Below are 13,847 nucleotides of genomic sequence, written 5' to 3' on the forward strand. Positions count from 1 at the left end.
GCCGTTTTTAACCCGCGCGGCCCTTGCGCCTGCGGCCCAATGCCCACACCAGCGCCAACGTGATGCCCATGACCACAAAAGACACCACAGTGGTCAGCGTGCCCAGCGCATAGATGGACGGCGTGGTCACCGTGCTGGTCAGGCCCTGCAGCTCGAGCGGCAGCGTGTTCACGTCGCCAATGGCCTGCGAGGTGCGGGCAATCTCATCCCAGCTGAGCGTGAAGCCGAACATGCCAATGCCCACCACGGAGGGCGCAATCAACGGCAGCACCACGTGCGCAAAGCCCTGCCAGGGCGTGGCACCCAAGTCGCGCGCGGCTTCTTCATACGCAGGGTTGAAGCGGTTGAACACCGCAAACATGATGAGCAGGCCGAACGGCAGCGTCCAGGTCAGGTGAGCGCCCAGGGCCGATGTGAACAGGCCGAGCGATGTGCCGTAGCCCTCCAGCGCACTCTCCATGCCCAACCATTCCAGCACCGCCTTGATGCCGTTGTCGATGAGCCGGAACTCCAGCCCGATGCCCAGCGACACGATGATGGACGGCATGATCAGGCTGGCCACCACAATGAAGAACAGCGTGTTGCCCCCTGCCAACCGCTTGCGAAACGCCAAGCCCGCCAGCACCGACAGCACCACCGTGCACAGCATCACTGCCAGGCCCAGACCCAGCGAACGCCACAGCGCCGCGCCAATGTCCACCACGCCCAGCCCTTCGGCCAGCTTGGAGAACCAGTGCAGCGAAACGCCGCGCATGGGGAAAGTGAGCCCACCCTCTGGGCCCTGGAAGCTCAGGATGAAGATGACGAACATGGGCCCGTACATGAACAGCACGAACAGCGCAAAAAAGATGGCCAGGGGCCAGAAGCTGGCGGGACGAGATTCACGGACTTTCATCTCACAGCTCCTTGCGAATGTCTACGAGGCGCGTGAGGCCCCAGATGATCATCAGCACCACGGCCAGCAAAATCACGGCATTGGCCGCCGCCAGCGGAAACTGCAGATAAGACGTCTGCACCTGAATGATCTTGCCGATGGACGCGATCTGCTGGCCGCCCATCACGCCAATCGTCACAAAGTCACCCATAACGATGGTGATGACAAAAATCGAGCCAATGATGATGCCAGTGCGCGAGAGCGGAACAATCACATTCCACAGCGTCTGCCAGCCACTCGCGCCGCTGTCGCTGGCGGCTTCGATGAGGCTGCGGTCGATGCGCATCATGCTGTTGAAGATGGGCACGATCATGAACATGGTGTACAGGTGCACAAAGGCCAGCACTACCGAGAAATCCGAGAACAGCAGCCACTCAATGGGCGTCTCGATGAGGTTCATGCCCACCAACGTCTGGTTGACCAAACCATTGCGCCCCAGCAGCGGCACCCACGAAATCATGCGGATCACGTTGGATGTCCAGAACGGAATGGTGCACAGCACGAACAGCAGCGTCTGCATGCCGGGCGACCGCACATGGAAGGCCAAAAAATAGGCCACGGTAAAGCCGATCACCAGCGTGATGAGCCACACCAAAAAACTGAACTTGAGCGTGGAGTAATACGTCTTGAGCGTGACGCACAGGCCCTCTGACGCATCGCCACAGCCCGCGAAGATCGACACGTAGTTCTTGAACGTGAAGCCGGGCAACAGCTCGTATTCGTTGAAGTCCCAAAAACTGACCATCACGATCAGCGCGAGCGGGACAAGGAAAAACAGCGCGAACACCAACGTGAATGGCGCAGCCTGCCACCAGGCGGCAATGCTGCGCCCGGGGACGGCAGCAGCAGGTAGGGACGGTGTGGTGGTCGTGCTCATGGCAATCAATTCAGGCAAGGTGGGCTCATAGGAGCGTGGTGCTTCATTGGAATGGGTGTTCGATGGTCGATCCAACCACCCGTTCGGGCTGAGCCTGTCGAAGCCTTGCGCGGCGCTTCGACTGCGCTCAGTGAACGGTTGAGGGGTTTACTGAAAACAGATCGGCATCAAGAACAAGCACCTGAGTCGGCACTTCGACAAGCTCAGTGCGAACGGGCGGAGGGAAGTGGGCGCGCTCCCCCAAACCGTTCAGGCTGAGCCTGTCGAAGCCAGGGCACAGCCCTCAGCCCCTCAAGCTGCTACAAATTCGTTCCATTTCTGGACCATGTAGTTGTTCTCATCCATCAGCGCATTCCAGCAAGCAATACCGCCCATGCGCGACTCGTAGCTGCCGCCATCGCGCACCGCACCGACCTTGGCCAGCACGTCGCCGTTCGGGCTCTTGATGTCTTGCGTGGCGGGCTTGCCTTCCATCCAGTAGGCCCACTCGTAGGCTTCCATCTTGGACTTGGCCGTCTCCAGCACAGCGCTGTAGTAGCCCTGGCGGTTCAGGTAGGCACCGGCCCAGCCGTCCAGGAACCAGTTGATGAACTCGTACGCGCCATCGAGCTTGCGGCCGCTCAGCGTGGCAGGCAGGCCAAAGCCCGCCGCCCAGGCGCGGTAGCCTTCCTTCAGGGGCTGGAAGTTGCAGGCGATGCCCTTGGTGCGCACGGCGGTGACGGCCGGGCTCCACATCGACTGGATCACCACTTCGCCCGACGCCATCAGGTTCACCGACTCGTTGAAGTCCTTCCACAGCGCGCGGAACTGGCCCTGCTTCTTGGCTTCGATCAGGGTCTTGATCGTGAGATCAATCTCCTTCTTGGTCATGTTGCCCTTGTCGGGGTACTTGTAGATGCCCATGGCCTCCACGACCATCGCAGCGTCCATGATGCCGATGCTCGGGATGTTCAAGATGGCTGTCTTGCCCTTGAACTCGGGGTTGAGCAGCTCGGCCCAAGAGTTGATGGGGCGCTTGATCAAATCAGGGCGGATGCCCAGCGTGTCGGCGTTGTACACGGTGGGGATCAGGCTCATGAACTGCGTGGGCGCAGTCGCGAATTTCTTGGACTTTTCGCCTTCGAGGTAGATCACCTTCTTGGGCGCCGTGCCCTGGTCGCCCACGGCCTTGCCCGCCACCATGCCGGTGGTGAACAGCGTGGTGATCTTGTCGGCGTTCTTGATGCGCTTGGTGTCGATGCCCTTGAGGTTGCCCGTGGGCACGATCTTTTTCAGCGAGAAGTACTCGGTGTCGATCAGATCGAAGCTGTTGGGCGCGGTGACGGCGCGCTTGGTCACGTCGTCAGTGGTCACGGCCACGTACTGGATCTCGATGCCGGTGTCGGCCTTGAACTTTTCGGCAATCGCCTTGTCCTGGTTCACCGCCGTGCCCAGGTAGCGCAGCACGATCTTTTCCTGCGAGTGCACGGCCGGGAACATGCCTGCGGCCAGGATGCCCGCCGTGCCCTTGAGCAGCGAGCGGCGAGCCACACCAGTGGCTTCACGGATCACGCCAGCGGCTTCGGTGACAACAGCGGGGGAATCGGCACGGGAATCATCGGACATGGAAAAACTCCTTGGGTTGCGGTTGGGGGAACGGAACAGGGAAAGCGAACGGAAATCGGAATCAGGCAGCAACAGCGGCAGGCTCGGTATGCGGTGCAGACAGCGGGTGCGCCTGGTGCGGCTGCCAGTGCAGTTGCACCGCCTGCCCCACCACGTAAGGGGCTGCGGCATAGGCGGCCTCAGACACCATGACCGAGTAAGCCGCCGTGGCATTGGCCGACAACGCCACGCCTTGCTTTTGCAGGCCCAGCAGCACATAGGTGCCTTGGTACTCCACATCGGTCACCACGGCCAGCATGTGCTGCGCGCCAGGCGGCAGCGCCACGCCAGCGGCGGCCACCTGCACATGGTCGGTGCGCACCCCCACCTTGCCGTCCGGCGTGTCGATCACGTTGTGCCCGCCCATGAAGCGCGCCACGAATTCATTGGCAGGCCGGTTGTAGACCTCGTGCGGGCTGCCCACTTGCTCGATCACGCCGTGGTTCATCACCACCATGGTGTCGGCCAGGGCCATGGCCTCTTCCTGGCTGTGGGTGACGTGGATGAAGGTCAGGCCCAGTTCCTTTTGCCAGCGGCGCAGCTCGGCACGCATCTGGATGCGCAGGAAGGGGTCGAGCGCCGACAGCGGCTCATCGAGCAGCAGCACGCGCGGCTCGGTGATGAGGGCGCGCGCCAGCGCCACGCGCTGCTGCTGCCCGCCCGAGAGTTCGGCAGGCTTGCGATCGGCCAGGTGGCCCAGCGCCACGCGCTCGAGCAGGTCACGCGCCCGCGCCTGGCGTTCGGCCTTGGCCACGCCTTTCATCTTGAGGCTAAAGGCCACGTTATCGAGCGCCGAGAGGTGCGGAAACAGCGCAAAGCTCTGAAACATCATGGCCGTGCCGCGTGCGGCGGCGGGCAGATCGGTGATGTTGCGGTTCTCCAGCAGGATGTCGCCGCTGGTGACTGACTCGTGCCCCGCCATCATGCGCAAGGTGGTGCTCTTGCCGCAGCCCGAAGGGCCCAGCAGGCAGCAGTAGCTGCCGCTGGGAATGCGCAGGTTGATGGCATCCACGGCGGGCTTGCCGCTGGCGTAGCGCTTGGTCAGCGCGACGACTTCAATGCCAGCGGGCGCCGATGCGGCTTGGGCGGAGGGTTGCGAAGGTGCGGGTGCAGAGGTGTGGGCTTGCATGCCAATGCACTACGCAAGCGCCGTGCCAACTTTGCGCACAATGCATGCACTGTTTTGTATACAAAATGCACTGCAACGGGGAATATCCCCGCCCCTGCCCAAGTGGCATGCACCGCGCGCGAGCCTGCGGCGGCGGTATCAAAGGACCGCGCTCAATACAAAGCCCGCTCAAGGCGCAGGAGGCGCCCCACGCAAGTGCACTGCCAAAAACTGTAGCACCCGTCGCTCGTAAGGCGCAGGAGCAAAGGCCTGCAAATCGACATGCGCCGCACCCTGCACCTTCCACAGTTCCTTGGGCGCCTGCGCTGCGGCAAACAGGCGTTCGGTCTCATGCCAGGGGGTGTGGCGGTCTTCGCTGCCTGAAGCAATCAGCACAGGCGCATGCCACTGTGCCAGCTGCTCCACCGGGCGCAGATCGGCGGTGTGCACGCCCAGCCGCAGTGGCAATTGCCACAACAGCAAAGGCGCAAGGTAGCGGCCCGCGGGCCCCAGCGTGCCCGCCAGCCGGTTGCCTACCGCGTCTTCGATGGTGGGGAACATCGACTCCAGAACCAGCGCATCGGGCGCAGGCTGGGGCAGTGCCAGCACGGTGGAGGCCGCCCCGAGCGACACCCCGATGACCGCCACCCGCTCGCCCGGCGCCTGGGCACGCAGAAACGCCAGCGCGGCTTTCACCCCGTCTGCCTCGCGGGCGCCAAAGGTGATGTGATCGCCACTGCTCTCACCGTGCGCAGGCAGGTCGACCAACAGCGTGGCGTAGCCCGCTGCGGCCAAGAACCGCGCGCGCGCCAGCATCTGGGTGCGGTCTGCGCGCACACCGTGCAGCAACAACACCGCACCGCCATGGGGCTGCCCTGGCTTGAACCACCCAGCCACAAACTGCCCTGCTTGCGCAGGAACGGGCACCGGCGCTGGGATGGGGATGCGCACCGATTGCGCCGCAAAGTCTGCTGGGGCCGGGCCGATGGTGCGGTGCGCGGGATGGCTGAGCCATTCCCCCGCACTCCACAGCACGCCCATGGCGCAGACCCACAGGGCCAAAACGATGGCGGCGCAGCGACGAATGCTCATGGCGCGCCCCACGCAGCATCGGCGCGGCACAGCGGGCGACACGCACCGCGCTGACTGCGCCCAACTGCTTTGCTCGTCGTCTCTTTCACTATCATTTCAATAGCTACCAGCGCTTATTGGATAAGCGCTACAGGCCAAAACACTTGAGTAGGTGCATATCTCAAAGGAGGTCATCCGTCTTTGCATCCACAGCAGCGCTGGGGATTGCCCCCTCTCCCCGGCCCTCTCCCACAAGGGGAGAGGGAGTGGGAAGCATCTGAGACTCGTACCCCATCACGCAAAAACACCCAAGCCCCTGCACTACGTACCACTCATTCCATTTCCAAATCATTCCTGACTAGGCGCGAAGCCGCAGACAGTGCTGAAGCACGACAAGGCGAAGCAACAACGTCAGAGGTGATTTAGAAATGGAATCACTTCACCTGCCCATCCACCCCGGCAGATTCAAAGCTCGCCATCTCGCGCAGCACGGCGCAGGCCGATTGCAGCAGCGGCCAGGCCAGGGCGGCGCCGGAGCCTTCGCCCAGGCGCAGGCCCAGCTCCAGCAAGGGCTCTGCCTGCATCTGCGCCAGCATCAAGCTGTGGCCGCGCTCGCCCGAGCGGTGGGCAAACACGCAGCGCTGCAGCACCGCTGGCGCGATGCGGCTGGCCAGCAGCACCGCAGCGCTGGTGATGAAACCATCGACCACGATCACGCGGCGCTCGGCAGCGGCTTGCAGCACCGCGCCTGTCAGAGTGGCCACTTCAAAGCCGCCCAATGCGGCCAAGGCGGCCAGAGGCGTGGTGGCTTGCGCATTCACATCCAGCGCCTGCTGCAGCACGGCGCGCTTGCGCTCGATGCCCGCAGCATCCAGCCCCGTACCTGCGCCCACGCAATCGGCCAGCGGCAAACCGCCTAGGCGGGCCAGCAGCAGCGACGCGACCGAGGTGTTGCCAATGCCCATTTCACCGAGCAGCAGCGCATTGCCGGGCAGGCTGCGCACCACCTCGGCGCCATTCGCCAGGGCCTGTTGGCACTGGGCTTCGGTCATGGCGGGGCCCACGGATGCGTCTTGCGTGCCGGGGGCCACCTTGCGCAGCAGCAGGCGGGGCTGGCCGGGGACTGATTCACGCGAGGCAATGTCTTTGGCCACGCCGCAGTCCACCACCGTCAGGCCCAGGCCGTGCTGGCGGGCCAGCACGCTCACGGCCGCGCCACCGGCCAGAAAGTTCTCGACCATCTGCCAGGTCACATCGCTGGGAAAGGCCGACACGCCCTTCGCCGCGAAGCCGTGGTCCCCCGCGCACACCAGCATCTGCGGCTGCTGCAGCACGGGGGCCTCCGTGCCCAGCACTTGGCCTATGCGCAGGGCCAAGGCTTCGAGCTGGCCGAGCGAGCCCAGCGGCTTGGTCTTGTGGTCCAGCACATGCTGCAGGCGGGCGGTGAAGGCAGTGTCGTGAAGATCGGCAATGGTGGGTAGGGTGAAGCTCGTCATGGTGTGCGGCAATGCTGTCAGTTCAAAAACAAGGGGCCGATGCTGCGCCGGGCAGCGACCCCACGCAAGCACGGATATCAACGAATGCGGGGATCAGTCGGGCTGCGCAACGAGGCCTTTCAAGAAGCCCGGGGCAAAGTGCGCCTCGGCCATGGCGGCCAACCCATCAAACACGGCATCCAGCGTGGGCACGGGGGCTGCGCCCTCGCGGCCAAACAGGGCTTGCAGTGCGGCGGGGTCTTCCAGCAGGCCGTGCAGGTACAAGCCCAGCACGTTGCCCTGCGCGTTTTGCCAGCACATGCCAGGGATCACCTCGCGCGCCACATCGCCCTTGGCGGCCATGGCCGGGTGCTGGGCCGTCTGGCCGTGGTGGATTTCGTAACCCTGCACCGCCACCCCGGCCAGCGCAGACCAAGGCCCCTGCACCGCGCCAAACTGCGCCTGGGTGCGCTGCACGGTTTTGGCGACTTCGAAGGTGGTGACCAAGGGCAGCAGGCCCAGGCCGGGGGCGTTGCCGTCAATGCCTGCGGTGTCGATCAGCGCCTCGCCCAGCATCTGCAGGCCGCCGCACACACCCAGCACGGTACCGCCCTGCCCTGCATGGTGGGCTATGGCCTGGTCCAGCCCCTGCGCGCGCAGCCAGGCCAGGTCGGCCGCCGTGGCCTTGGAGCCAGGCAGCACCACCCAGTCGCTGGCCTTCAAGCCCGCCAGATCAGCCGGGCTGCGGGCCCACAGCAGGCGCACGCCGGGCACGTTTTTCAGGGGCTGGAATTCGTCCAGGTTGCTGATGCGCGGGTAGGCCACCACGGCCACGGTGGTGTGCACGGTTCCAGCAGCAGTGCTGCGGTCGTCAAACACGCCGTCTTCTTCGGGCAGGCCGTGACGCCAGTTCATGGGGATGGTGGCCACGGTGGGCACGCCGGTCAGCTCTTGCAGCATTTGCGGCGCGGGGGCGAGCAGGCTGGCGTCGCCGCGAAACTTGTTGAGCACAAAGCCGTGGATGAGTGCGCGCTCGTCCTCAGGCAGCAGCGCCCAGGTGCCATACAGGTGGGCAAAGGCGCCGCCCCGGTCGATGTCAGTCACCAACAGGCAGGCGGCACCGACATGCCGCGCCACGCGCATGTTGACGATGTCGTTGGCATGCAGGTTGATCTCGGCGGGCGAGCCTGCGCCTTCGATCACGACCACATCGTTCTCGGCCCGCAGGGCATCAAGCGCAGCGGCAATGTGCGGCCACACCAAGGCGCTGCGGCCGCGCCAGGGCAAGGCCGTGAGCTCGGCGCTGACCTGCCCCATCAGCACGACCTGGCTGTGGGTGTCGGCCTCGGGCTTGAGCAGCAGCGGGTTCATGCGCACCTCGGGCTCGGCGCGGGCGGCCAGGGCCTGAAAGTATTGGGCAGAGCCGATTTCTCCATGGCCCGTTTCACTGGCCACCACGCGCGCGTTGTTGCTCATGTTCTGCGCCTTGAAGGGCGCAACCTTCAGGCCCAGGTTGCTGTAATAGCGGCACAGGGCCGTGGTCAGCCAGCTTTTGCCTGCGCCGCTGGTGGTGCCCAGCACCATCACGCAACGGGCCAGCGGGCGAGAGGAAGGTGCGTTCAAAGTGTCGCTTGCGGTGGCATTCATGGGTGCATTCAGGTTCTTAGGGTGGGATCAGCCTGCACGGCATGCCAGGCGGCCTGCAAAGCGTCTTGCGATGCGGGGGGCAACACGCCCAAGCGCACGGCACCGGGTAGGCCGAAAGAGGTGCAGTCGCGCAGCTTGATACCGTGCTGGCGCAGGGCAGCCTGCAACGCAGAGGTTGCGGGATGCGCTACCCCAGGTCCACACAGATGTGCGGCGCCAGAGCGCGCCCTGGCTTCGACAGGCGCGGCCCGAACGGGTGGGTGGGGCGCTGGCAGGTCATCGCCAAACACCGTCTCGGCGGTGCTCACGCTGGGGCCGGGCAACGTGGCCACAAAGTAATTGGCCAAACTGCCGGGCAGCACGGCCCAGCCCAGCGCGGTGCACAGCGCCTGCTGGCGGGCCTTCCATTGGCGCAAGGTGGGCAGGCAGGCCGCCACCCATTGCTGCACGGCGGGCGTGGCCCAGGCGTGCAGCAGGGCCACGCCGTGTGCACCCACGGGCCAGGATGCCGCCAGGCCTTGCAACGCCAGCACCATGCCCTCGGCCCCCGCAGGCGCCACGGCGTAGGCGGCGCGCACGCCCGTCAGGCCCAGAGCCTTGTTGGGCGACCACAGCTGCCAGGCCGATGCGGGCAGTGCGGGAGCGGGGCCAGCGGGCTCTAGTCGCAAGGGGTGGTAGGCGCAGTCCAGCACGCGCACGCCGCCCGGCAAAGGGGCGGCATGCCATGCAGCCAGCGCGGCATCTACCGTGCCCAGCGGGCTGGCGGGCTCGCAGGCCCACTGCAGGGTGGTGGACGCAACATGAACACCGTACACGCCATCCGCACCATCCGCGCCCCCTGCCCCGCGCCGCCGCACGGCCAGCCTGTGGGCCTGGGCCGCCTGGGCGTAGTCGCCGTAGCTGTGCGGCGGCAGCAGCACCTGCGCCGCGCCTTGCAGCTGCGCCCAGGTGGTGATGCGGTGAATGAACTCAGACGCGCTGCCCGCCACCACGATGCGCCCAGGTGCCACACCATGCAGCGCCGCCAGCGCGGCGCGCAGCGCGGTGTAAGCCGGGTCGGGGTAGCGGGTGGCATCGGCCTGCTGCAGGGCGGCCAGCACCGCAGGGCACGGGCCGCAGGCGTTGCTGTTGGTCGAGAAGTCGTGCGCGGGCACGCCCAGCGCATCAGGGCCGCCGTGCACGCCGACAAGGCGGTGAGGGGCATCGGCGGCGTGGTCGCCCGGCAAAGTGGGAGAAGTGGGTAAAGGCAGCTGCATGCGTCAGCCCCCGGCCATTGCTATAAAAAAAAGAGCTGCTACCGCTGATGGAATAAGCGCCAGAATCACTTTTTGTGCATAGCCAGTTGCCCGGTGCGTGTCCAGCGGGCCCGGCTCATGCCCGTCAGGGTGCAAGGTGTACACGCCGGGCTTGGCCAGCCGCACGCCCAGCGCCAGGGCCATGGCGGCCATGGGCCAGCCGCTGTTGGGCGATGGGGTTTTGCGAGCCTCTTGCGCCAGCACACGGGCAGGCAGGCCGCCGTGCAGCGCAGCCAGCAGCAGCGCAGTGAGGCGTGCGGGCAGCCACGACAACACATCGTCAGCCCGCGCAGCCCACTTGCCCGCCCATTGCCAGTAGCGGGCGCCCCGGCTGCCGGGGTAGCCCCACATGGCATCGGCCGTGTTGGCAAAGCGGTAGATGGCCGCGCCCGGCAGGCCCAGCAGCACAAACCAAAAGATGGGCGCCACCACCGAATCGTTGAGGTTTTCGGCCAGCGATTCGATGGCTGATTCGCGCACCTCGCTGGGCGTGAGCTGGCTCACGTCGCGGCTGACCAGGCGGGCCAGTTGTTCGCGCCCCTCGGGCAGCGAGCGGGCCAGCGCCCGCTCCACCGCCAAGACTTCATCGCGCAGCATGCGCCACGCCAGCAGGGGCTTGAGCAGCACGGCCAGCACCGGCGCAGCCAGCCACCAGGGGCCTTGCTGCAAGTGGCTTTGCAGCCACCAGGCCAGCGCCCCTGCACCGCCCGCCCCCACGCACCAGGCCAGCGCGCCCAGCCAGAAGGAGCGGCGCTTTTGCACATGGGGCGGTGGGTCTGCCGTGGTCAGCGGGGCGACGCGGCGCCCGGCCCAGCCCAGGTAGCGCCCCATCCACACCACGGGGTGCAGGGGCAACGGTGGCTCGCCAAAGCGCCAGTCCAGCAGCAGCGCCAGCCCCAGGGCCAGTGCGCAGACGAATGCCCACTCGGTGCTGCCTGGGCCTCCCAGCAGGCTGAGCCAGCCAAGCCACCCGTTGTGCAGCCCACTATCGGCCATGCGCGCCACCTGCCACGGGATGGGTGTCGGTGTTCATACGCCAGGCGGTGCGCGCGCAGGCGCCCACCGTGGCGCCCACCACCCAGAACACGCCCGCCACACCGATGACGGCACCGGCCGTGCCAAACAGCATGGGCATGAGCACGCTGGAGGCGTTGATGGCCATGAGCCGCAGGCCCAGGGCCTCGCCATGGCGGTGCTCGGGCGTGATCTGGTGCAGCAGGCTCATCACCATGGGCTGCACCGACCCGAGGGTGAAGCCCAGCAGCACCGAGCACACGCCCATGGCCAGGGCCGACGCCAGCAGCGGGTACACCCCAAACAGCACCGCCGTGATCACCATGGCACCGGCCACCACCGCATGCTCGCGCACATGCTTGGCCACCAGCGGCAGCAGCAGGCGCACCACGGCCGCGGCCACGGCAAATGCGCCCAGGATGGAGCCGATGACCGAGGCGGACAGCCCCCGCTCGTGCCCGATGAGCGGCACGACGAAGGTGTGCACATCCCAACACGACGAGAGCACCCAGTTCACGATGATGAGGCGGCGAAAGGCGGGCTCGTTGAGCAGATCCCACGAGCCCCGGGGCGGCCCGCCCTCGGCGGCAATCACCGGCGGCAGCTCTTCGGTGTGGCGCACCCAGAACCAGGTGGCCAGTGGCATGAGCGCCAGCAGCGCAAACGCGGCGCGGTAGCCCTCGGTGCTGCCCGCAGCGCTGCCTGCGTGGTCAATCAACAGCCCCGCAAAAAACGGCCCGATGAAGTTGGACACCGCAGGCCCGATGGCCAGCCAGCTGAACACCTGGCGCAACTGGGTGGTGTCGTGCGCGGCGCGACCCACATGGCGTTGCAGCGCAATGATGGCCAGGCCCGCAGCCCCGCCCGTGAGCAGGGCCGAAAAGCACATCACCGCAAACACCGGGTAGACCAGCGACGCCCCTGCCCCCACACACGCCATGGCCACCGCAATGCCCACGGGGCGCTTAAGGCCGTGCCGGTCGGCGTAGCGCCCTGCTGGCAGCGCCAGAAACACCTGCGTGAGCGCGAACAGCGCCAGCAGTACCCCCACGGCGGCAGCGCTGTAGCCCTCGCGCAGGGCCAGCAGCGGCGTGGCCATGCGCATGCCGGTCATGCAGGCGTGCAAAAAGATTTGCCCGGCAATCAGCCGGGCCAGGGCCATGTTCACGGGGTGTCGTCCTCCAGGCCCAGCAGCGATGCCTTGGCGCCGAGCAAGGCGCCATCCACCCCGCCGAGCAAGGCGCCATTCCCCCCGCCGTGCAAGGCGCCATCGCCCCCGCCGGGCAAGGCGGTATCGCCCCCCGGCACAGGCAGGTCCTGCACATCGCGCAGCTTGCGCTGGATGGCGCGGGTGCGCACACCCACCTCATCAAACTTTTTGGCGGCGGCGTCGATGGATTTTTTGGTGGCCTCGACCACATCACCAAACTTGGCGAACTCGGTCTTGACCATGCCCAAGAGGTTCCACACCTCAGACGAACGCTTTTCAATCGCCAGGGTCTTGAAGCCCATCTGCAGGCTGTTGAGCATGGCCGCCAGGTTGGCCGGGCCGGTGATCATCACGCGGCACTCGTTCTGCACCGCTTCGACCAGGCCGGGGCGGCGCATGACCTCGGCAAACAGGCCTTCGGTGGGCAGGTACAGCACGGCAAAGTCGGTGGTGTGCGGGGGCGAGACGTACTTGGTGAAAATCTTCTTGGCTTCGAGCTTGATGGACGTTTCAAACGCATTGCCCGCCGACAAGATGGCCGCCTTGTCGGCCGCGTCTTGCGCGTCCATCAGGCGCTGGTATTGCTCCACTGGGTACTTGGAGTCGATGGGCAGCCACACGGGGTGCTCGTCGCTCTTGCCCGGCAGGCGGATCGCAAATTCCACCAGCTCGTCGCTGCCCGGCACGGTCTTGACGTTGCGGGCGAACTGCTCGGGTGTGAGCACGTTGTCGATGATGGCGCCCAGCTGCATTTCGCCCCAGGTGCCGCGCGACTTCACGTTGGTCATCACGCGTTTCAAGTCGCCCACGCTGCCCGCCAGGGTCTGCATCTCGCCCAGGCCCTTGTGTACTTGTTCGAGCCGGTCGCTCACCAGCTTGAAGGATTCGCCCAGGCGCTGCTCCAGCGTGGCGTGGAGCTTTTCGTCCACCGTGCGGCGCATTTCTTCGAGCTTGGTGGCGTTGTCGGCCTGGATGGCGGCCAGGCGCTCGTTGAGCGCGGTGCGCAGTTGCTCTGCGTTGTGCTGGCTGCCTTGCACCAGCCCGGTGAGCTGCTGCGACACGGCGTCTTGCAGCACGGCAAACTGGTTCTTGATCTGAAAGCTGTTGGCTTCAAGCTGGTCTTTGAGCGCCTGCGACATGACGCCCAGTTGCGACTGGGTGTCGCCCTTGAGCGAATCGAGCGTGAGGCGCGTGGCTGCGTCCAGGGCCGTGAGGCGCTGCTCCAGCCGCGCCTCAAACACGCCAAACGCGGCCAACAGCTCAGCGCGTCCGTTGCGTGACTCGGCCACCGCTTGAGTCAGGCGCTCATCGACGGCGTGGCGCAGCCCCTCCAGCGTGGCCTGCGTGGTCTGCGTGAAGCCGCGCAGCTGCTGGCCCATTCCGTCCAGCGCGCCATCGTTCTTGGCCACGGCCAGTTGGGTGGCCCGGGCGGTTTGTTCCAGCGCCTGCAGGCGCACCAGCCATTCGGGCGGCAAATCGACGCGGGGGCGGCGCAGCGCAAGCAGCGCCAGCACGATGAACACCAGGGCCAGGGCGGCCAGCAGAACGAGGGTATCGGTAGTCAAGGCAGAT

Annotated in this window: 11 protein-coding genes; all 11 read right to left on the reverse strand. The window is 66.1% G+C overall.

The annotated features are described in order from the left end of the window. Positions 1 to 7 precede the first annotated feature (7 nt). Entirely contained in the window at positions 8 to 895 is an 888-nt protein-coding gene (locus tag C8C98_RS20715; protein WP_121455805.1) for an ABC transporter permease, read from the reverse strand. Between the two features lies 1 nt (position 896). After that, the gene (locus C8C98_RS20720; protein ID WP_121456430.1) at positions 897 to 1,811 is read right to left on the reverse strand and encodes an ABC transporter permease; all 915 of its coding nucleotides are present in this window, start codon (positions 1,809 to 1,811) and stop codon (positions 897 to 899) included. 291 nt (positions 1,812 to 2,102) lie between these two features. Next, entirely contained in the window at positions 2,103 to 3,416 is a 1,314-nt protein-coding gene (locus C8C98_RS20725) for a PotD/PotF family extracellular solute-binding protein (RefSeq protein ID WP_121455806.1), read from the reverse strand. Positions 3,417 to 3,477: 61 nt separating this feature from the next. Beyond that, a complete protein-coding gene (locus C8C98_RS20730; protein WP_121455807.1) occupies positions 3,478 to 4,584 on the reverse strand; it encodes an ABC transporter ATP-binding protein in 1,107 nt (368 codons plus the stop codon). Positions 4,585 to 4,752: 168 nt separating this feature from the next. Beyond that, positions 4,753 to 5,655, reverse strand: coding sequence for an alpha/beta hydrolase (locus C8C98_RS20735; RefSeq protein ID WP_233574627.1), 903 nt, complete (start codon positions 5,653 to 5,655; stop codon positions 4,753 to 4,755). Positions 5,656 to 6,068: 413 nt separating this feature from the next. Next, positions 6,069 to 7,130, reverse strand: coding sequence for a nicotinate-nucleotide--dimethylbenzimidazole phosphoribosyltransferase (gene cobT / locus C8C98_RS20740; RefSeq protein ID WP_121455809.1), 1,062 nt, complete (start codon positions 7,128 to 7,130; stop codon positions 6,069 to 6,071). 93 nt (positions 7,131 to 7,223) lie between these two features. Then, positions 7,224 to 8,693, reverse strand: a complete 1,470-nt coding sequence (locus C8C98_RS20745) for a cobyric acid synthase (protein WP_121456431.1) — start codon at positions 8,691 to 8,693, stop codon at positions 7,224 to 7,226. Positions 8,694 to 8,764: 71 nt separating this feature from the next. Further along, positions 8,765 to 10,012, reverse strand: coding sequence for an aminotransferase class I/II-fold pyridoxal phosphate-dependent enzyme (locus C8C98_RS20750; RefSeq protein WP_121455810.1), 1,248 nt, complete (start codon positions 10,010 to 10,012; stop codon positions 8,765 to 8,767). Positions 10,013 to 10,015: 3 nt separating this feature from the next. Further along, positions 10,016 to 11,047, reverse strand: coding sequence for an adenosylcobinamide-phosphate synthase CbiB (gene cbiB, locus C8C98_RS20755; protein WP_121456432.1), 1,032 nt, complete (start codon positions 11,045 to 11,047; stop codon positions 10,016 to 10,018). Further along, on the reverse strand, positions 11,037 to 12,233 hold the full coding sequence (locus C8C98_RS20760) for an MFS transporter (RefSeq protein ID WP_121455811.1): 1,197 nt from the start codon (positions 12,231 to 12,233) through the stop codon (positions 11,037 to 11,039). Before C8C98_RS20760 ends, cbiB begins: the two co-directional genes overlap by 11 nt. Then, positions 12,230 to 13,840, reverse strand: a complete 1,611-nt coding sequence (gene rmuC / locus C8C98_RS20765; RefSeq protein ID WP_233574628.1) for a DNA recombination protein RmuC — start codon at positions 13,838 to 13,840, stop codon at positions 12,230 to 12,232. The genes C8C98_RS20760 and rmuC overlap by 4 nt, the downstream gene beginning before the upstream one ends. Between the last annotated feature and the right edge of the window lie 7 nt (positions 13,841 to 13,847).

It is taken from the genome of Acidovorax sp. 106 (assembly GCF_003663825.1).
Lineage (GTDB): Bacteria > Pseudomonadota > Gammaproteobacteria > Burkholderiales > Burkholderiaceae_C > Acidovorax.